This is a genomic window from Microbacterium sp. 1262 (assembly GCF_040544895.1).
Lineage (GTDB): Bacteria > Actinomycetota > Actinomycetes > Actinomycetales > Microbacteriaceae > Microbacterium > Microbacterium plantarum.
The window spans coordinates 669,670-689,106 of record NZ_JBEPKU010000001.1 but is presented as its reverse complement, the minus strand read 5'-3'; the positions used below and the strand labels follow the sequence as shown (position 1 = coordinate 689,106).

Below are 19,437 nucleotides of genomic sequence, written 5' to 3'. Positions count from 1 at the left end.
CAGCGATGCCCGTTGCGGCGGGTGCTCCCAGGCGCTACGGGCATCGCCGTCGGTACGCCGATCAGCGATCGGTACGCGCGTCCTCGGCGGCCTCTTCGGCCTCGGCGCCCTCTTCGGGCGACTCGGAACCGGCGGAGGCCGCTTCGTTGTCCTCGTGCTGGTGCTCGTCGTCTCGTCCGTGGTGGTCGGCACTCATCTGGCTTCTCCGATCGGCTCGTGTGGCGCCCCCGACTGCGGAGGCACCTTCCACTCTGCACGCGGATCGGATGCCGCGAACCGGGCTTGCACCGGGAGCGGATGCGTGCGAGCCGCACCGCTCCCGGAAACCGCGGTCAGTCGCGCGTCTCCGAGCGGTGGCGGGGCTTGCGAGCCGGCCGGTCGTCGCGGTCGCCGTCACGGTCGCGGTCACGGTCACGCGGTCGGTCGTCACGGTCGAGGCGGCCGCGCGAGCTGCGGCTCGGCCCACCGGTGTCGACGCGGATCTCGATCGCCTTGCCCGAGATGCGGGTGTCGGCCAGACGGTCGAGCGTCGACTGGGGCATGTCGGACGGCAGCTCGACGAGCGAGAAGTCGGGACGGATCTGGATCGCGCCGAAGTCGCCGCGGCTGAGACCGCCCTCATTCGCGAGCGCCCCGACGATCTGACGGGGCTCGACGCGGTGGCGCTTGCCCACCGCGATGCGGTAGGTCGTCATGTTCGGGTTGCTCGCACGCGGGCGGCGTTCCGGACGCCCGTCGCGGTCGTCGCGGTCGAACGAGCGCGGGGCGCGGTCCTCGCGCGGAGCGCGTGCGCGCGGCTCGGGGTCGGGCTCGAGCAGCAGCGGGGTCTCGCCCTGCGCGACGACGGCGAGCGCGGCGGCGACATCCACTTCGGGCACGTCGTGGTGACGGACGTAGTGGGCGACGATGTCGCGGAACCGCTCGATGCGGTCGGTGTCTTCCAGCGCCGCGGTGATGCGATCGTCGAAGCGCGAGAGGCGGGTGACGTTGACCTCGTCGACGCTCGGCAACTGCATCTGCGTGAGCGGCTGGCGCGTCGCGCGCTCGATCGCGTTCACGAGCCCGCGCTCGCGCGGCGTGACGAAGCTGATCGCGTCACCCGTGCGGCCGGCACGCCCGGTGCGGCCGATGCGGTGCACGTACGACTCGGTGTCGGTCGAGATGTCGAAGTTGACCACGTGCGAGATGCGCTCGACGTCGAGGCCGCGGGCAGCGACATCCGTGGCGACGAGGATGTCGAGCTTGCCCGACTTCAGCTGGTTGACGGTGCGCTCGCGCTGCACCTGAGCCACGTCGCCGTTGATGGCGGCGGCAGAGTAGCCGCGGGCGCGCAGCTTCTCGGCGACCTCCTCGGTCGCGCTCTTCGTGCGGGCGAAGACGATCATCGCCTCGAAGTTCTCGACCTCGAGGATGCGGGTGAGCGCATCGATCTTCTGCTGATACGACACGATCAGGTAGCGCTGGGTGATCGTCGAGGAGGTCGTCGTCTTCGACGCGACCGTGATCTCCTCGGGGTCGTTGAGGTACTGCTTCGACATCCGGCGGATGGCCGCAGGCATGGTCGCGGAGAACAGCGCGACCTGCTTGGTGTCGGGGGTGTCGGCGAGGATCGTCTCGACGTCCTCGGCGAAGCCCATCTTCAGCATCTCGTCGGCCTCGTCGAGCACGAGGTACTTCAGCTCGGAAAGGTCGAGCGTGCCCTTGTCGAGGTGGTCCATGATGCGGCCGGGCGTTCCGACGATGACGTGGACTCCCCGGCGCAGCGCCGAGAGCTGCACGCCGTAGCCCTGACCGCCGTAGACCGGGAGGACGTGGACGCCCTTCGTGCGCGAGGCGTACTTCTCGAACGCCTCGCAGACCTGCAGTGCGAGCTCGCGGGTCGGGGCGAGCACGAGGGCCTGCGGGGTTTTCTGGGTCAGGTCGAGCCGGTCGAGGATCGGCAGCGCGAAAGCCGCGGTCTTGCCGGTACCGGTCTGCGCGAGGCCGACGACGTCGCGCCCCTCGAGGAGCGTCGGGATGGTCGCGGCCTGGATCGCCGACGGGGTCTCGTAGCCCACGTCGGAGAGCGCCTTGAGCACCTGCTCTCCCAGCCCGAGGTCGCGGAAAGTGATGACGGGCGGCTCGTCGACGGACTCGGGTACAGACTGTTCAGCAGAAGTGGACACGCTTCAGGGTAGTCCGCCTCTGCCGAGATCGCATGATCGGCCCGGCGCGACGGAGCCCGGTGCCCTAGCCTCGAAGCAGGTCGACGGACTCGAGGGGGTATCGATGCCGGAGTGGTTGCTCTTCACCATCGCCGCGGTGGTCTTCTCGATCGCGGCCACCTGGCTCGCCAAGCGGGCGCTCGAGGCGCGTGTCGGCTGGGTGCGCGGTCCTGTCGTCTCGCTCATCGTCTTCGTCGTCTTCGGCCCGCTCGGCATCTGGGTGCTGCGCGGCGCGGGCGTGCTGCAGGAGCAGGGCGGGCTGCTCACGGATCAGCCCGTCGCTTTCGGCTTCGTTCTGCTCGTGCTGGCCTGGCTGTTCGCGATCGTCCTCATCGCCCTCATCACGCTCGAGCTCATGTGGCCGGCGCGGCCGCCGGTCGGTCCCGTCACCTACGTCCGCGAGGCGTTGCACCGCCGCCGCCGGGCGGTGAGGTACGCGCGTATCGTCGCGATCGCTTCGCGGCACGGCCTCGGCGGGATGCGCAGCGAGTCGGCGCGAGCCGAACTGCCTCGGGCGCTCGCGGCCACCCTCGACGACGCGGGCGTGACGTTCGTCAAGCTCGGTCAGATCCTGTCCACCCGCAACGATCTGCTCCCCGCCGAGATCACGAGTGCGCTCGCCTCGCTGCAGATGGACACGACGCCCATTCCCTGGCCGGAGGCCAAGGCCGCGATCGAGAAGCAGCTGGGCCGGCCGATCGAGCTCGTCTTCGCCGGCATCGACGAGACGCCGCTGGCAGCGGCATCCGTCGGGCAGGTCCACAGCGCACGGCTCAAGGACGGACGCGCCGTCGTGGTGAAGATCCAGCGACCGAAGGCGCGCGCGCAGGTCGCCACCGACCTCGACATCATCGAGCGTGCCGCCGCCGACCTCGAGCGGCGCACGACGTGGGCGAAGGATGTCGGCGCCTCGGCCCTCGCCGCGCAGTTCTCCGCCGCTCTGCGCGAAGAGCTCGACTACCGCGTCGAGGTCGCGAACATGGAGATGCTGCGCGACTCGATGACGGCCGCCGACGCTCGCGCGGTGCGGATCCCGGACGTCTATCCCGACCTGTGCACCGAGCAGCTGATCGTGATGGAGCACGTCCAGGGCATCCCGTTCAGCCGGCTGCCCGAGCCCGGCAGCGACGCGCCGGGCGCCGTCGCGCCCGCGGAGGCGACGCGCATCGCCGACGCCGTGCTCGACGTCATCGTCGGGCAGATCGCACTGCGGGGGGTCTTCCACGCCGACCTGCATCCCGGCAACCTCATCCTGCAGCCCGACGGGATCGTCGCCCTCATCGACTTCGGGTCGGTCGGGATCATCGAGCGCAGTATGCGGCGCCTTCTGCTGCCGATGCTCGTGGCATTGCACAACGAGGACGACTCCGGCGCGACGGATGCCGTCCTGATGCTCGTGAAGCCGCGCGGCGACGCCGAGCTCGATGTCGGAGCGCTTCAGCACGACATCGGCGTCATCCTCACGCGACTGCACAACTCCACCTCCGACCAACATCTCTTCACCGCGCTGATCGAGGTGCTCCGGCGCCACCGACTCGCGCTCCCGCCCGGTCTGCTGCTGGGGTTCCGGACGCTCGGCGCGATCGAGGGGACGCTGCGGCGCCTCGATCCCGACTACGACATGATCAAGCGCGCGCTCTCTCGGGCCCCGCGCTACGCCCTGCACATGGGCGATCCGCGCTCGGCGGCGATGACCGCTCAGGTGCAGCTGCAGCTCGGGATCGAGCGAGCGCGTGAGCTGCCCCGCCGCGTGGACGGCATCCTCAGCGACCTCGAGTCGGGCCGCCTCACCGTACGACTCCGCGCTCTGGAGTCCCCCGACGACCGCTCGTGGGTCGAGTCGCTCACCGGACGCCTCACCACGACGCTCGTGGGAGCGACCCTGGTCATCGTCGGCGTCATGATGGGCGTCGTCCAGCACGGTCCGCTGCTGACCGACTCGGTGTCGGTGTTCCCGTTCCTGGGTAGTGTGGTCGGGCTCGGCGGCCTTCTGCTGCTGCTGCGTTCGCTGCGTTCGGCGCTCGTCCGTCGCGATCGAAGGTGACCCATGAAGATCCGCGATCTCGTCCACTTCGTCGCGGCCGCCGATGCCCTGCACTTCCCGCGCGCTGCGGAGAAGCTCGGAGTGTCGCTTCCCGTGCTGTACTCGTCGATCGACCGCCTGGAAGAAGAGGTCGGACATCCGCTGTTCGTGAAAGACGGCGGCAAGCCGCGCCTGACCCCGGCTGGCACCCTCCTGCTCACCGACGCCCGAGCCGAGGTCGCCGCGGCGCCCGCGCCGGCTGTCGCGCCGAGGCAGAAGGCGTCGGGCGGCGGAAAGGCCAAGGCGTCGAAGGGCTCGGGTCGCGCGCCCATCGTCAAGGGACAGCCCAAGCCGTACAAGAAGCGTCAGGGACGCTGAGCCTCAGCCGCGGGCGGCGGCAGTCTCGTGTGCGCTGTTCCCGGTGCGCGACTGCGGCTGCGGGGACCAGCGGAACAGGTCGATGAGCCGCGCCAGCGCGGGGACGCGCGCGAGCAGAAGCAGCAGGCCGTAGCCGAGGGCACCGCCGGCGACGTTCGAGAGGAAGTCGTTGATGTCGGCGATGTGTCCGCCGGCGAAGTACGCCTGCGCCGCGAGCTGCAGCGACTCGACGGTCAGGCTCGTGATCGCCGCCGCGCCCACGACCTTCAGCCACGTCGGCCGGGCGAGCATGAGCGGGATCAGGATGCCGAGCGGCACGAAGACGAGCATGTTCATGAGCGCGTCGTCGAGCTCGTAGTCGGCGAACGGGATCAGCGCCAGGCCCGGCGTCCAGGGCACCCCCGAATCGGGCTTGTCGAGGAAGATCGGGAAGATCGTGTTGCCCACGATGCCCGCCGCGTAGACGGCGACCGCCGCGGCCACGGCCGCACGAGGCAGCGAGAAGCTGCGCCGAGCCCACAGCACGGCCAGGAGCACGGCGAAGACCACGATGCCGAAAGGGATGACGACGGGAAGGACCGGTAGTTCGGCGAAGGGACTGCTCATCACCGTCGACGCTATCGCGCCGCCGCCCCACGCCCGGATGGCGTGCCTCACCGCACGCGCGGGTCGATGAGGAACTTCATCGTGTCGGGGTCGGAGTTGCGCCTGAAGAAGTCGGCGAGGTCATCGAGACCGCCGCGCGCGGTGACGAGGTCATCCACGCGCACGGCACCCGAAGCGACCAACTGGATGGCGAGCGGCCAGGTGTCGACATAGCGGAAGAGCCCCTCGACGACGAGCTCGCGACTCTGAAGCAGGAAGAGGTCGAGGTCGACCGTCGCTGATCCCATGCCCACGAGGACGGCGCGGCCGGCGCCGCGGAGCGAACGCAACCCGGCGGCGATCGCCGCGCGGGCGCCGGACGCGTCGATGAACGCGTCCATCCGCCCGTCGAGTGTCGCCACCTCGGCGGGCTCCAGCACCCGCGTCGCCCCGTGCGTGAGCGCGACCTGTCGACGAGCGTCGACCGGATCGACCACCACGACCTCGGCAGCGCCGAACGCGCGCGCCGCGGCGCCGGTCAGGATGCCGATGGGACCGGCACCGGCCACCAGCACCCTCGAGCCCGGCACCACCCCGGCCTTGCGCACGGCGGCAATGCCGACCGACAACGGCTCGACCAGCGCGCCCTCGTCGTCGCTCATCGTCTCGGGCAGCGGGTGCGCCGCGTCGCCGGGAACCGCCAGGTAGCGCGCGAACGCGCCGTTCTCGGGCGGCGCCGAGGGGAACCGCATCCGCTCGCACAGGTTCGTACGCCCCGCCCGGCACGCGGGGCACCAGCGACAGGGACGCTGCGGATCGATCGCGACCCGCTCACCGATCCGGTTCGCGTCGGCCGGAGAGGCGACGGCGGCGATCACCCCGGCGGCCTCGTGTCCGAGAATGAGGGGGCTCTCGACGACGAGGTCTCCTACCCGGCCGTGCTCGAAGAAGTGCACGTCCGACCCGCAGAGCCCGACGGCGGTGAGCTCGACGAGCACGTCGCCCGGTTCCATCACCGGTACCGGCATGTCGCGGACCTCGAGACGACCCGGCGCGACTAGCACGCTCGCCATCATGCGATCGGGGATGCCGCTCATGCGTGCACCCGCTGACCCGCAGATCCGGTCGTCGGCGCTTCTGCGGGAGGCGCGTCGATCTCCTCGTCGTAGCGGGCCAGCGCCGCGGCGAGGTCGTCGGCCCGGCGGCCCGCTGCCTCAGCCGGGTCGAGCGAGAACAGCAGCGTCTCGGGTAGCGATGTCGCGAAGTAGTCGACGCGCGCGGGAGCAGAGCGCAGCTCGGTCACCCGCGCCGCGACTCGCGACCGCAGGGCGGCTGCAGCACCGTCGTCGCCTCGGGCACGGGCGGCCCGCGCCCCGTCGAGCGTGTCGGCGTCGACCTCCGCCGCTGCCGCTTCCACCATCGCCGCCCGCCACGCGTCATCGGCCGCCGCCGCTTCACCCGCATCCGCTCGAAGCCGCCCGAGCCGCAGCCACAGGGCGGCCCGGCTGTCGAGTAGGTGCCAGGCCTCGCCGAGCGATCGCGGAGCGTCGAGCGCGCGCTCGAGGATGGCCGCGGCCTGCGGGGCATCCGGCGCCACCTCCGCAGCGCGCGCGATCGACGCCCGGGCGAACGCGCGGATCGCGACGCCCTCGCCGCCTTCCCACGGCTGCAACGAACGGCTGAGCAGCAGGTCGATGGCCTCGGCGGGTCGTCCGCCCATCGTCAGCAGGTCGGCCACCGTCACGAGGAGGTCATCGCGCACGATGAGCCGGCCGCGGTGCGGCTCGAGCCTGGCCAACCGGGCGGCTGCGGAGATGCCGCGCCGCTGCGCGAGCTGGTCGAGCTCGAACCAGAGCCGGGGATCGTCGCTCACCTCGACGGCCCGGTCGTACAGCACGGCAGCCGCGTCGAGGTCGCCCTCGACCTCCGCCGTGGCCAGCGCGGCGTTGCGCAGCAGCACGCCGTCGCGCGTCGCATCGTCGAGCGCAGCACGCCACTGGACCAGCGCGTCGGCTCGGCGTCCGCGGTCGTAGAGCCACATGCCGAGCAGCGATCGGGCACGCGCATCCGTCGGATCCGCGGCCACGGCAGCGTCGAGAGCGTCGTAGGCGTCGAGCCCCGCGGGGAACACCCAGTCGGCGGGTGCGCGCTGCGCGCGACGGCGCGCCCCGGCCGCGGCGTCCGTCTCACCCGCCTCGGCGAGCACACGCGCCCGGACGTACTCGGCGACCGGGGCGACGCCTCCCGTGCCGGCCGCCGGGCTCGCGGCCGCGGCGGCGAGCACGGCGAGCGCGTCGTCTCGTTGCCCCGCGCGGGCGAGGTCTCCGGCGAGGTCGAGCAGCACGAGACCGTCGTCGGGGAGGCCGCACCCGCCGAGGTAGGCGGTGAGCACGTCGAGCCGATCGCTTCGCCCGAGGTCGGCGAGCTCGGCCTCGGCTTCGGCCTCGCGCCCGAGGCGACGCAGCACGATCACCCGAAGGTTCCGTGCGAGCGGGTCGTCCGACCCGTGACGCAGCGCATCGTCCAGGCGGCCGAGCGCGGCGAGGTCGCGCCCGGCTCGCGCGTCGAGCAGAGCCATCTGCACGCTGGCGGGGTGGGCCCACCGCGCATCCCACGCGGCCTTCGCGAACGCGTCGTAGGCACGCTCGTCGTGGCCGCGACGCCTCTCGACGAGTCCGAGGCGGTAGTGCGCCTCACCGTCGGCGGGGTTCGGGTTGCGGAAGGTCAGCCGGTCGACGGCGGCGCGCAGGTATGCGGCGGCGGCGTCGTACTCACCGCGGCCGTAGGCGGAGGCGCCGAGCGCCGTGTTCGAGCGCGCGTCGCCGGGGTCACGACGGAGCGCCTCTTCCCAGTACGGCCCGGGATGCCGCGTCGGGTGGCGGTACTGCGCGAGGTGGACGCCCGTGAGGTACAGCTCGTCAGCTGAAGCGATGTCTGCGGGCAGCGGCGGCTCGGTCGCAACGGCAGGCTCGGGCGCGGCGGCGTCGTCGGAGCGCGGCCGCCAGCGGATGAGCTCGCGATCGCCGTCGTGGACGACGACCTCGACATCGGTGCCACCGATCCCCTCAGCGCACTCGATCGACTCGATGAACGGCCGGCCCGGCCCGAGGTCGATGACGCGCTCGTGCGTGTCGGCCCCCGCGGTGATCCGCACCCGGGCCGCGGGCACGGCCCCGGTGACGGCGACACCGACGTGCACGCGCCCCGCTTCGAGACGCACCGAGACCGCCGCATCCTTCGTCGCCTGGTGCGCCGCGCCGATGCCGGTGATCGGGAACCAGAACTGCGAGAACGTCTTCACCTCGCCCGGCGCAAGGTAGGCGAAGTCGGGCTGGTTGTCGGTGTACACGCCGGCCATCAGCTCGACGTACGGGCCGTCGCCGTCGGTCAGCTGGTCGTCCCAGGCGTGGCCGAAGGGGGCATTGCCCCACGTCCACTGCTTCTTGCCCGGTGCGATGCGGCGGTCCGCCCAGTGCACGAAGCCCGCACCGGCGGCATGGTCATAGCCGCCGAAGAAGTCGTCGCGCGTCTCGACCACCATGTACGACGTCGGCACGGGGATGTTGCCGTAGTAGTCGATGCGGTCGGCATCGGGGTGGGCTGCGTCCACCCTGCCCGGGTAGTCCACGCCGTAGTACGGGCGGTCGGCCCGCGGGAAGGCGGTGACGGCACGACGAGCGTGATCGGCGACGTAGCGGACGTCGGTCGGGAAGAACGACTGGTAGTCCTCGTGCGCGCGCGCCGCGACGTTCGCCCACCACAGGAACGTCTGCGGCACCTCGGTGCGGTTGTGCAGGCGGGCCCGCAGCTCGATCAGCGAGCTGTCGGGGCGCAGGCGGATGCCGTGGGTGCCGCGCATGCGCGCGAAGGGGTCGTGATCCGACATCCAGACGGTGACCGCCCCGTCGGGTTCGCGCTCGATCCAGCTCTCCATCGGCAGGAAGGTCGCGGGCCGGTGGTGCTGCGGCCAGTTGAACTCGACACCCCCCGACACCCAGGGCCCGGCGAGCCCGACGAGGGCGGGCTTGATGACGTTGTTCCGATAGAAGAAGTCGTAGTCGGCGCTCTTGTCGTAGCCGATGTGGATGCGGCCGCCGAGCTCGGGAAGCAGCACCAGCCGGATCCAACGGTTCTCGAGGTGCACGGCCCGCCAGTCACGGTCGCGCGGCTCGGCGGCGATCCGCTCGGTGAACGGCAGCGGGTACACCCGCCCGCTCGACCCCTGGTAGACCCGACGGTCGAAGAACATCGGGAGCTTCTCCGGTTGCGCCGGCTCGTACGTGGGGATCGCGAGTGGCTGCTCCCAGACGGCCACGCCGCCGTCGTCGAGCGTCGCCTGCTCGTCCGCGGGCGGCTCGGGAAGACGCAGCGAGGATGTCGAGGTCGAATGCATGCCTCCAGCGTCGCCGAGCGAGCGCGGCCGCAACATGGCGGAAGCGGCCGTGCACCTGGACGATCCGCCGATATGCCAGGATGACGATCATGGCCATCTCAGACGGTTTCGCGGGCGAACGCCTGTGCGTCGTGCCGGCGCCGGCGATCACCGCCGCACTGCAGCGACCGGTCACCCGCCGACTCGTCGTGACCGATGCCGGCTGGTTCCCGCACGCCGCCGATCACGGGCGCACTCGCGAGCGCGGCATCCGCACGACGATCGTCATCGTGTGCACGGCCGGCGCCGGATGGCTCGAGATCGCCGGTACACGCCACCGCGTGCCGGCCGGGACCGCGGTGGTGATCCCCGCGCGCACGCCGCACGCCTACGGCGCGGATGCCGATGACCCCTGGACGATCTGGTGGTGCCATGTCGTCGGCTCCGACGTCGACGACCTCACCGCGGCGATCGGCACGACGGCCGCGCGCCCGATCGTGCGACTGCACAGCGTCGAGCGTGCGGTGTCGCTGCTCGATGAGATCGTGCGCGGGCTCGAACGCGACCAATCGCCGGTGCGTCTGGTCGCCGTCACGGGCGCAGCGTTCAAGCTCATGACGCAGCTCGCGTCAGACCAGGCGCTGCCCGAGCGCGGCGACCCGCTCGAACGCGCGATGACGTTCCTGTCCGAGCGGCTCGACAGCGCGGTGCCGGTCAGCGAGCTGGCCGCGCTCGTCGGGGTCTCGGCATCCCACCTCACCTCGCTGTTCCGGCGCGCGACGGGCGGGGGCGTCCTGGCGTACCACACGGGCCTCCGCATGACGGCGGCGCGCACCCTTCTCGAGCGCACCGACCGCACCGTCGGCCAGATCGCGACCGAGGTGGGTTACAGCGACCCGTTCTACTTCTCGCGGCACTTCCGACGCGTGCACGGGATGAGCCCGAGCCGCTACCGGCAGGAGCGTCGCGGATGACCCCGCTCAGCTGCGGTCGCGCGTGGCTGTCGTCGGAGCCGCGAGGATCTCGGCGTTGAGGCGTCGCTGCCACGCGACATCCGACCACTGCGGATGATGCGGCGCCGCGTTCGAGCTGAGCACCATTCCCCACACCCCGTGCTGGAGCGCGGTGCGTACACCGTGCTCGGCGAGTTCGGTTCCGACCGGCCCGTCTTCGAAGTCGGCGCGGAGCGGGGTGTAGCCGACCCAGCCCTCCCCCACGACAGCGGGGATGCCGCGGCGCCGTGACCACGCGGCGAGCGCCGTCACCCGCGACCCGATCTCGCGCAGCATCTCTTCGCGGTAGAGCCCGTAGTGGTTGTAGAGCCAGCGGTCCCAGAGGTCGGGGTCGACCCAGTCGTACCCGTAGATCTGCTGATCGGTGATGACGGTGGCCTCGAACTTCCAGTCGGCGGCGCGGCCGTACTGGGCGAACGTGGGCGCGTCGTCGACCAGCAACGCTCGCATGGCCTCGCCGGGGAAGCCCTCGGTGCCTTCGGAGCGGATGTCGATGCGACGCTGCAGGGCGTCGAGCACGCCGTAGGCGTAGACGTGCAGCTGCCCGACCTGAAACCGCTCGGAGAGTCCCGCGAGGTCGAGGAAGGGGGCCTTGCCGTAGCTCGCGGTGACGAGGTGACCGGGGTGCGCGGCACGCACCCGGTCGAGGGCGGCATCCCCGCCGTCGGCGAACGCGGGGACGATCGAGAAGTCGACCTCGTTGTGGAGCTCGGCGAAGGCGATCGTGTCGGCCAGACCCGCGGCCTCGATCTCATCGAGCATCCGGATCGTGGCGGATGCGAGCAGGTCGTAGCGCTCTTCGAGCGGCACGGCGTCGATCGCGCGGAACCAGCGCTCGTCCGCCGCGAACGCCGGCGACTGCTGGTACTCCCAGCTCGCGAGGATGACGACGATGCCGCGTTCGCGGGCACCGCGCAGCAGGTCGAAGAAGCGCGTGCGGAGGTCGACCCGGTAGCCGCCGGGCACGTCGTACCAGCGCGTTCCGTTGCCGAACACCTCGCCGTGCCCCGAGCGCCCGAGTCCCTCGATCTCGAGGTCGCCCGCGAGGTCGTCGAGTCCGAGACCGCCGAACAGCAGCAGCGGCGCGGCGCAGATACGGATGGCGTTGTAGCCGCGGTCGACGGCCTCATCGAGCGCCGCGCCGAGATCGGCGTAGGGCTCGCCCGCGCCGGCTCGCGTGTACCAGGAGAAGTCCCACAGCGTGATCGTGAGGCGCGGCGGCAGGTGGGCGGGAACGGCGCCCGTCAGCGCCCGGGTGTCGGGGGCGGGATCGTGGCCGGAGCCGAGATAGCGGGTCATCGGGTCATCCCTTCGTCGCGCCGGCGGTGAGACCGGCTCGCCAGAATCGTTGCAGAGCGGCCATGACCACGATGAGCAGGACGGCCGAGACCGCGGCTCCCGTCACGACGAGCTCGTAGTACAGGGGTGCGCGCTGCGTCTGGCCGTTCCAGAGCATGAGCCCGAGGGTGACCGGGAACGTGCGGGCGTCGTTGAGCATGACGAGCGGCAGCAGGTAGTTGTTCCAGATTCCCACGAACTGGAAGAGGAACACCGTCACGAGGGCCGGGGCCATCATGCGGGTGGCCATGGTCGCGAAGATGCGCACGTCACCGGCGCCGTCCAGGCGCGCGGCCTCGATGACCTCGTCAGGCACGCCCGCGGTGGCGTAGATGCGGCAGAGGTAGACGCCGAACGGGCTGACGATGCTCGGGAGCAGGAACGACCAGTACGTGCCGGTCAGGCCTACCGCGTTGAACATGAAGTAGGTCGGCAGGGCGATGACGGTCGCGGGAACGAGGACGCCGCCGAGGATCATCGCGAAGACGGCCTCGCGCCCGGCGAAGGCGTACTTCGCGAAGGCGTAGCCCGCCGCCCCGCTGAGGATCGTCGCGATGAGCGCGCCGAGCCCCGAGTAGAACAGGCTGTTGAGCAGCCACTGCGTATAGATGCCGCGATCGGTCGTGAAGAGGTTCTGGAGGTTGGTCAGCGGCTGCGGCGAGTCGCTGAACCAGAGTCCGAACGAGCCGAACAGGTCGGCGTTGCTCTTGGTCGCGGCGAACAGCACCCACACCACCGGCAGCGCGAAGTAGACGAGAGCGGCGACGAGCACGGCGAGGGTCGGCAGCGATCCCCAGAACCCCGCGCCCGGTCCCCCGGTGCCGCCGCGGCGGGCCGTGCGGCGATCGCGACGGTCGGATGCCGCGCCGGTGGTGACCGAGCGGGTGGATTCGGTGACGGGTGCGATCACCATGCGCGATTGCCCTTCCGGTTGACCAGCCGCAGGAAGACGAACGAGAACACGAAGGCGATGACGGCCACGATGACGGCCATCGCGGCGGCGAGGTTCGGATTGCTCTGCGTGAACGCCTGGTTGTAGGCGGCGAGGTTCGGCGTGTAGTCGGTGTTGATGGCGGTCGTGAGCGGCCGCAGCACCAGGGGTTCGACGAAAAGCTGCAGCGTGCCGATGATCGTGAACACCGTGGTCAAGACGAGCGAGGGACGCAGCAGGGGGAGCTTGATCTCCCACACGATGCGCCACTCGCCCGCACCGTCGATGCGCGCGGCCTCGTACAGGTCGGCGGGCACGGCCTGGAGCGCCGCGATGAGGACGAGCATGTTGTAGCCGGCGAACGTCCAGATGCCGATGTTCGCGATCGCGAACATGACGGTGCCCGATTCGAGCGGGGCGGCCGAGATGCCGAGGGCGGAGAGCCCCTGGAGGATCGGACTCGTGCTCGGCACGTAGAGGAAGCTCCACAGCAGCGAGGCGATGACGCCGGGCACGCCGTAAGGCATGAAGAACGCGACGCGGAAGAACTGCGGCCAGCGCGCCCGGGTCGACTCCAGCAGCAGCGCGAGCACCGCCGAGAGCACGACCATCAGCGGCACCTGGATGAGGGCGAAGACGGCGATGCGTCCGAGGCTCGAGACGAACGCGGGGTTCGCGAGCGCCCGGACGTAGTTGTCGAGGCCAACGAAGAGCGTCTCCGGCGCGCCCAGTCCGAGGCCGCTCGCGCGCACCGAGAACAGGCTCTGCACGACCGCCCAGACGATGGGGGCGACGTAGAAGACGGCGAAGGCGAGGAGGAACGGGCCGAGCAGCAGCAACAGCGGCAGTCGGCTTCGGGTGGTGTGCATGCGATTCCCTTCGGGGCACGACCGGGCGGGGCGGGGCGGCGTCGCTGCCGTCCGCCCCGCTCGGGTCAGTCGGCTACCGAGATCCCCTTCGCCGTCATCTCGGCCACCATGCGCTCCTGCACCGCGGCATAGGCCTCGGTGAGCGGGGTGCCCGACTCGACGGCAGCGGCGACCTCGTCGAGCAGGCTGGCGTTCAGGGCGTCGACCAGCGGCGGCCACTGCCAGTCGCGCGCGACCTGCTCGTTCGACTCGGCGAACACGTCCCAGATGTCCTGGCCGCCGAAGAACTCGAACACCTCGGGGGCCGACTGGATCGAGGGGATCGAGTCGACGTCGGCGATCGCGGGCCAGCCGGCGCCGTTCTCGGTGAGCAGGCTCACGCTGTCGAGGTTGCTGTTGAGCCAGAGGGCGAATTCGGCCGCCTGCTCGGGGTGCGCCGACCCCTTCAGCACGACGTTCGCGGAACCGCCCGACCAGCTCGCCGAGCGGGGGTTCGCCGCGTCCCACTGCGGCATGAGTCCGACCGACCACAGCCCCGAGGTCTCGGGTGCGTTGTTGCGGATGATCGCGTCGGCCCACGAGCCACTCATCCACGACACGATGCGCCCGGCCTGCACGTCGGCGAACCACTCGCTCGACAGGTCGGCCTGAACCTTCACGAGGTCTTCGTCGATGAGGCGCTGCCAGTACTCGGCCATGCGAAGGGTGTCGGGGTTGTCGATCGCGACCTTCCAGGCATCGCCCTCGACCTGGAACCAGGGCTCGCCCGCCTGCTCGGCGAGGCCCTCCATCCAGGCGGCCTGGTTCGGCGCGAACGCCGCGATGTAGCGGTCGGGCGCCGTCGCCCGCACCGCCACGGCGGCCGCATAGAAGTCGTCCCACGTCGCGGGGGCCTCCGTGATGCCCGCCTCGGCGAACACATCGGAGCGGTAGTAGAGCCCCATCGGCCCGGCCGCCTGCGGGATGCCGTACACCCGATCGTTGAACGTCGTCGCGCCGATCTGCCAGTCGGAGAAGACGTCGACCTCGTCGCCGACGTAGTCCGTGATGTCCTCGAGGGCGCCGTTGAGGAGGAACGTCGGCATCTGGTCGTAGCCGACCTGGGCGACATCCGCGGGGTTGCCGGCCTGGACATCCGAGAGCATCTTGGCGTAGCCGCCTTCGGCGCCCGAGACGATCGTCTGCAGCTCGACCTGGATGTCGTCGTGCTGCTCGTTGAAGAGATCGACGGCCTGGTCGATACCGGGCACCCAGGTCTGGAACGTGAGGGTGACCGGGCCCTCGTCGGCCGGCGCGGAACAGGCCGCGAGCGGCGCGATGACGGCGACGGTGACCGCCAGCGGGAGAAGGCGACGGCCGCGGAGCCGCCGGGGTGGAGTAGACATCGATGCCCCTTTGCATGTGTGCGAGAAGCTGCTCGGGTAGCAGCCGGATTTCACACGCTAGAACCGGCGAGAGCGCACGCACATAGCCGAATGAGCGTGCGCCCTGGACGATCCGCTGATCACGCCGTCCGGGGCAGACCCGTTCCGGGACGCCTCATAAGCGGCTCTCATACGGTGAGGGGAACGAAGGGAGCAGGGATGTCGGAGGAAGTCGTCTCGGACGAAGCGAGGGTCACCATCGGCGGCGGCGAGCTGCGAGGCTCGCGGCTGAACGGGGTCGACCGCTACCTCGGCATCCCCTACGCGAAACCGCCCGTCGGCGAGCGCCGCTTCCGGGTCGCCGAGCCGGTCGATCCGTGGGTCGGCGAGCGCGACGCGACACGGTTCGGCCCCGCGGCCCCGCAGACCCCGTATCCGGGCGACCTCGGCGAGCTGCTTACCGTCCCGACGATCGAGGGCGACGACATCCTCACCGTCAACGTGTGGGCACCCGTGGGAGCGACGGACGCCCCCGTCGTGCTGTGGCTGCACGGCGGCGCTCTCGAACGCGGCGCCGCCGCACAGACGATCTACGACGGCACGACCTTCGCCCGAGACGGCATCGTCTTCGTCTCGGCGAACTATCGGCTCGGCGTCGAAGGATTCAGCGTGCTCGACGACGTTCCCCGCAACCTCGGGCTGCGGGATGCCGCCGCCGCGTTGCGCTGGGTCAGCGACGAGATCCACGCGTTCGGCGGCGATCCCGCGCGCATCACGCTCATGGGCGAGTCTGCCGGTGGTGCCCTCGTCGCGGCGCTGGTGAGTGAACCGCGGTCGCGGGCGCTCGTCGCGGGGGCGATCATCCAGTCGGGTCCGCTCGAAGCAGCGGAGCCCGACGAGGCGCGCCGGGCGTCGGACGCGATCGCCCGCGAGCTCGGTATCCCGACCACCCGTGAGTCCTTCGCCGCAACGTCCACCGCAGATCTCCTGAGCGCGCGGTCGCGGGCCTCGGCCGGTTCGAGCCCGCTGCGCGGCGCGCCGGGATTCGTCCTCGCCCTCGACGACGAGTCGCTGCCCGAGGTGCCCGAGGTCGCGCTGACGTCGGCGGAGCTGCCCATCATGATCGGGACCAACACGGATGAGTACCGCCTGTGGCTGACCCCCGACGCGATCGCCCGGATCGGGCGGCTGAAGGCGTGGGTGGCGCGCCGCGCGATGGGGGTGTCCGAGCGGGCGGCCCGGGCCGTCGCACGCTCATTCCCCGGCGCATCGCCCGGCGAGGTTCTGGGGCAGCTCCTCACCGACCGGATGCTGCGCGCCCCAGCGACCCGCGTCGCCCGTGCCCGTACCGCACCGACGTTCGTCTACGAGTTCGCGTGGCGCAGCCCGGTTCGGGGTCTGGATGCCGCACACGCGCTCGAGATCGGCTTCGCCTTCGACCGGCTCGGCGACCCCGAGGCGCTGCTGCTCGCGGGACCGGACGCCCCCGCCGATCTCGCGCGCGACATGCACGCGGCGTGGGTCGCCTTCATCCGCGCGGGCGACCCCGGCTGGCCGCGATTCTCGCCGTCGCGCATGACGCGCATCTGGGATGCCACGAGCCGCGACCTTCCGCAGCGCCGGGTCGAGGTCATCGACGCTCTGAGCTGACCCGGGCATACGCGAAATCCGTCGCGTCGGCTAGGGCCTCTCGCCAATTCGTCGTCGGTGCGAGAGTTTCGTCCGGACCTCTCGCACCGACGAACGGAGCCGTCATGACGGACGCCAACACCTCACCTGCCACGGGCGACGACGCTGCGGTCGACGATGCCGACGCGCAGACGCCCGCCCCGGAGGCATCCGAGAACGCATCGGGCGTCACCCGCGCCGCGTCGCGGGTCGTGCACGGCGTCGCTGATGCCGGCAAGGGCGCCATCCACAAGGTGCAGGATGCCGCGAAGGATGCGCTTCCCGACGCCGTTCCCGACGTCGCAGACAAGATCGTCGACGCCGCGGCCGGCTTCGCCACCGCCCGGATCGATCAGAACGTCAAGATCGTCGACGGCGCGCTGACGCTCACCCGCCGCACCGGCAAGGCCGCGCGCATCGCTGCCGTCATCGGTGTCGTCGCCGTCATCGCGCTGCTCATCGCCCGCCGCTCGTAACGGGATCGAAGCGCGCTCCCCCGCGCTCACCGCGCATCGAGAGCATCATCGCGAGGGCGATCCAGCCGATGAGCGGTAGGACGATCAGAAAGAACCACACGCCGCTGCGGTTCGTATCGTGCAGGCGACGCCAGGTGACGGCCAGCATCGGCAGCAGAGTGGCCAGCGAGAAGACGAGCACGATCACGTCGGGGACGTTCTGCACGACACGAGTGTCGATGGGCCGCCAGTCACCTGTCGTGAGACCCTTGACCACCTGGACCACGATCGGGAACAGGACGATCACGAGCATCGGCCACCAGAACTCCGCCCGGCTCGCGCGTCCGCGGAAGGTCGTGTAGTTCTGCATCCACCGCCGCAGCGCCGCGAGCGGCGGTGCACCGACATAGGGCCGGGTGAGCGGAGGTTCAGTCAGACGGTTCGGTCGGGGAGTCGCTTCACTCGTCATGCCGTGAGCTTACGGGGCGCCCTCACGCGGGCGCCTACCGGAACACGCGCCCGATCGACGCACCGGTCTGCGAGATCTGCAGCCAGATCGCAAAGCTGTACAGCGGTCGCATGACCCACCGCAGCAGCGGGATTCCTCGCCGCGAACTCGTGCGCTCCCACGCATGCCGGATCAGCAGGCGGGTACCGCCGGCCGCGGGCTCCAGCTCGATCCGCATCCGGCGCTTGTTCGACGTCGGCGAGTCGGGCCAGGTCGTGATCCACTCGATCGCCGTCGTGGGCTCGCTCTCAACGAGTTCGATGCGGGCGCGCCGACGCTCGGGGTTGATGCGCTGCGGCTTGCCGTTCGGCGCCGTCTCGAGCGCGTACGCGGTCCATGTGGCTCCCGGCGCGACGTCGTCGGGCAGATCGTCGACCCGGCCGAACAAGAGATCCCATTCCGGCATCCGGGCGGGGTCGTTGAGCAGCGCCCACACGTCTGTCACTGGAGCGGGGACATGCACTGCGCCGGCGCCCGAGAGCGACCGGCCGTTGTCGGCGGCGCGAGTCGGCAGCGCGGGGTAACGCTCCGCCTGATCCAGAAGCTCGCGCACCTGCTGCGGGCTCGTGTCGAGGCGCTGAAGAATCGCCTCGATGAGCCCGCTGCCCTCGTCGACCAGCTCGCGCAGCACCGCGGCGGCATCACCACGCTTGCCTCCCTGACCCGCGCGTCGGAGGACGTCGAGGGCGCGATCGTTCCACGCGAACTCCCCACGCTCGTGATATGTGATGCGGCCAGGACCGGGCATCGTGGCCTGCACTCCGAGTGACGCGAGCTGATCGGCGTGCTGCTGCTCGACTGCCGCGCGCGTGCGCTCGAGGTCGGCGCCGAGCGCGCGCAGAACCTGGCCAGCGACCTGCTCGTTGATCGTCAGGGCCAGCAGAAGGTGGTCGATGTCACCGCTCTGCTCGCCGAGTCGAGATGCCTCCTCCGCACCGGCGAGGGACAGGTCGTACATCGTCGCGGTCGCTACCGTCAGCTTGCTCATCGGGTTCTCCTCGGGACGTCGATGGTCGGATCGATCCGTTTGGCGTACTTCTTGTGCACGGCCTGGCGCGAGACGCCGAGCGCGTCGGCGATCTCTTGCCAGCTCATGCCCGCGCGCAGCCCCGCCTCGACCTGCGCCAGCTCGAGGCGCTCGGTGAGAGAGCGCAGCGACGCGATCGCGCGCAGACCCGCACGTGGATCACGCGTGTCTGCGGCGACGCCGGCGATCTGGGTGGATTCCATATAAGCAACCTAGGTTGCTGGCGGCAGTCTTGTCAACCTTGGTTGCCAACCGAGGGATGCGTCGGACTACAGCCCACCGCGGATGACGACGACGCTGTCACTGATCTGCTCTCGGCCCGGACGGCTCTCGGCATCCGGCAGGTAGCGGAAGTCGCCGACCTCGATGGCAGGCCCTCCCGTGATGATCGTCCCGAGTCCGCCTCCCGAGGAGCACGCCTTGTTCTCGAAGCCACCGTCGCGGATCTGGATGAGGCAGATCTCGTCGTCCTGGCCCTTCGCAAGGAACAGCTCGACCCCGTCCACCTCGCCGACGAAGCGCGTCGTGTCGGACGCAATGCCCTCGATCGCCCGCTCGTCGGCGACGACGTCGCGGTCGGTCTGCTCGGTCGCGAACTCGGGCAGATCGCCTGCCGAGCAACCGGCGAGCAGCAGGATCGGTGCGGCCACGAGCAGTGCTTTCATCGGCGATCGCATGCCTGCACCCTATCGGGATGGCTGT

18 protein-coding genes are annotated in these 19,437 nt (G+C 70.7%); 5 read left to right on the top strand and 13 right to left on the bottom strand.

Going from position 1 to position 19,437, the window contains the following annotated elements; genetic code table 11:
- Positions 1–61: 61 nt before the first annotated feature.
- Positions 62–196 carry a hypothetical protein gene (locus ABIC53_RS03265; protein WP_269268695.1) on the bottom strand — a complete coding sequence of 45 codons (135 nt, stop codon included), beginning with the start codon at positions 194–196 and terminating at the stop codon, positions 62–64.
- A gap of 136 nt (positions 197–332) precedes the next feature.
- Positions 333–2,165 carry a DEAD/DEAH box helicase gene (locus ABIC53_RS03260; RefSeq protein ID WP_354450396.1) on the bottom strand — a complete coding sequence of 611 codons (1,833 nt, stop codon included), beginning with the start codon at positions 2,163–2,165 and terminating at the stop codon, positions 333–335.
- A gap of 103 nt (positions 2,166–2,268) precedes the next feature.
- Here ABIC53_RS03260 and ABIC53_RS03255 point away from each other — a divergent pair, with 103 nt between their 5' ends.
- Positions 2,269–4,248: an ABC1 kinase family protein gene (locus ABIC53_RS03255; RefSeq protein WP_354450394.1), complete on the top strand. Its 1,980-nt coding sequence runs from the start codon at positions 2,269–2,271 to the stop codon at positions 4,246–4,248.
- 3 nt (positions 4,249–4,251) lie between these two features.
- Positions 4,252–4,605 (top strand): helix-turn-helix domain-containing protein, encoded by a 354-nt coding sequence (locus ABIC53_RS03250; protein ID WP_354450392.1) that lies wholly within the window; start codon positions 4,252–4,254, stop codon positions 4,603–4,605.
- 3 nt (positions 4,606–4,608) lie between these two features.
- Here the strand turns inward: ABIC53_RS03250 and ABIC53_RS03245 are convergent, their stop codons facing one another.
- Genes ABIC53_RS03245 through ABIC53_RS03235 form a run of 3 tightly spaced genes read right to left on the bottom strand, consistent with a single transcriptional unit; the run spans position 4,609 to position 9,583 of the window.
- On the bottom strand, positions 4,609–5,211 hold the full coding sequence (locus ABIC53_RS03245) for a VanZ family protein (RefSeq protein WP_354450390.1): 603 nt from the start codon (positions 5,209–5,211) through the stop codon (positions 4,609–4,611).
- 47 nt (positions 5,212–5,258) lie between these two features.
- Positions 5,259–6,287 carry an alcohol dehydrogenase catalytic domain-containing protein gene (locus tag ABIC53_RS03240; protein ID WP_354450388.1) on the bottom strand — a complete coding sequence of 343 codons (1,029 nt, stop codon included), beginning with the start codon at positions 6,285–6,287 and terminating at the stop codon, positions 5,259–5,261.
- Positions 6,284–9,583 (bottom strand): DUF5107 domain-containing protein, encoded by a 3,300-nt coding sequence (locus ABIC53_RS03235; RefSeq protein WP_354450386.1) that lies wholly within the window; start codon positions 9,581–9,583, stop codon positions 6,284–6,286. Before ABIC53_RS03235 ends, ABIC53_RS03240 begins: the two co-directional genes overlap by 4 nt.
- A gap of 89 nt (positions 9,584–9,672) precedes the next feature.
- Between ABIC53_RS03235 and ABIC53_RS03230 the strand changes: the two genes are divergently transcribed.
- The gene (locus ABIC53_RS03230; protein ID WP_269268690.1) at positions 9,673–10,536 is read left to right on the top strand and encodes a helix-turn-helix transcriptional regulator; all 864 of its coding nucleotides are present in this window, start codon (positions 9,673–9,675) and stop codon (positions 10,534–10,536) included.
- Positions 10,537–10,542: 6 nt separating this feature from the next.
- Here ABIC53_RS03230 and ABIC53_RS03225 read toward each other — a convergent pair whose 3' ends face one another.
- The 4 genes from ABIC53_RS03225 to ABIC53_RS03210 form a co-directional block, all read right to left on the bottom strand.
- Positions 10,543–11,874, bottom strand: a complete 1,332-nt coding sequence (locus ABIC53_RS03225) for a cellulase-like family protein (protein ID WP_354450384.1) — start codon at positions 11,872–11,874, stop codon at positions 10,543–10,545.
- Positions 11,875–11,878: 4 nt separating this feature from the next.
- A complete protein-coding gene (locus ABIC53_RS03220; RefSeq protein WP_354450382.1) occupies positions 11,879–12,826 on the bottom strand; it encodes a carbohydrate ABC transporter permease in 948 nt (315 codons plus the stop codon).
- Positions 12,820–13,713 (bottom strand): carbohydrate ABC transporter permease, encoded by an 894-nt coding sequence (locus ABIC53_RS03215; RefSeq protein WP_354450380.1) that lies wholly within the window; start codon positions 13,711–13,713, stop codon positions 12,820–12,822. Before ABIC53_RS03215 ends, ABIC53_RS03220 begins: the two co-directional genes overlap by 7 nt.
- Positions 13,714–13,778: 65 nt before the next feature.
- Positions 13,779–15,098 (bottom strand): ABC transporter substrate-binding protein, encoded by a 1,320-nt coding sequence (locus tag ABIC53_RS03210; protein ID WP_354450378.1) that lies wholly within the window; start codon positions 15,096–15,098, stop codon positions 13,779–13,781.
- A 198-nt stretch (positions 15,099–15,296) separates the two neighbouring features.
- On the opposite strand from ABIC53_RS03210, the gene ABIC53_RS03205 reads away from it, so the two are divergent.
- Both ABIC53_RS03205 and ABIC53_RS03200 read left to right on the top strand, forming a co-directional pair.
- Positions 15,297–16,727 carry a carboxylesterase/lipase family protein gene (locus ABIC53_RS03205; RefSeq protein ID WP_354450376.1) on the top strand — a complete coding sequence of 477 codons (1,431 nt, stop codon included), beginning with the start codon at positions 15,297–15,299 and terminating at the stop codon, positions 16,725–16,727.
- Positions 16,728–16,831: 104 nt separating this feature from the next.
- On the top strand, positions 16,832–17,221 hold the full coding sequence (locus tag ABIC53_RS03200; RefSeq protein ID WP_354450374.1) for a hypothetical protein: 390 nt from the start codon (positions 16,832–16,834) through the stop codon (positions 17,219–17,221).
- Here the strand turns inward: ABIC53_RS03200 and ABIC53_RS03195 are convergent.
- From ABIC53_RS03195 to ABIC53_RS03180, 4 genes are all read right to left on the bottom strand, one after another.
- Positions 17,202–17,669, bottom strand: coding sequence for a DUF805 domain-containing protein (locus tag ABIC53_RS03195; protein ID WP_354450372.1), 468 nt, complete (start codon positions 17,667–17,669; stop codon positions 17,202–17,204). The genes ABIC53_RS03200 and ABIC53_RS03195 overlap by 20 nt on opposite strands.
- Positions 17,670–17,703: 34 nt before the next feature.
- Positions 17,704–18,696, bottom strand: a complete 993-nt coding sequence (locus ABIC53_RS03190; protein ID WP_354450370.1) for an SRPBCC family protein — start codon at positions 18,694–18,696, stop codon at positions 17,704–17,706.
- Positions 18,693–18,938, bottom strand: a complete 246-nt coding sequence (locus ABIC53_RS03185) for a helix-turn-helix domain-containing protein (protein ID WP_064954960.1) — start codon at positions 18,936–18,938, stop codon at positions 18,693–18,695. The genes ABIC53_RS03190 and ABIC53_RS03185 overlap by 4 nt, the downstream gene beginning before the upstream one ends.
- 66 nt (positions 18,939–19,004) lie before the next feature.
- The gene (locus ABIC53_RS03180; protein WP_354450367.1) at positions 19,005–19,412 is read right to left on the bottom strand and encodes a hypothetical protein; all 408 of its coding nucleotides are present in this window, start codon (positions 19,410–19,412) and stop codon (positions 19,005–19,007) included.
- Positions 19,413–19,437 lie beyond the last annotated feature (25 nt).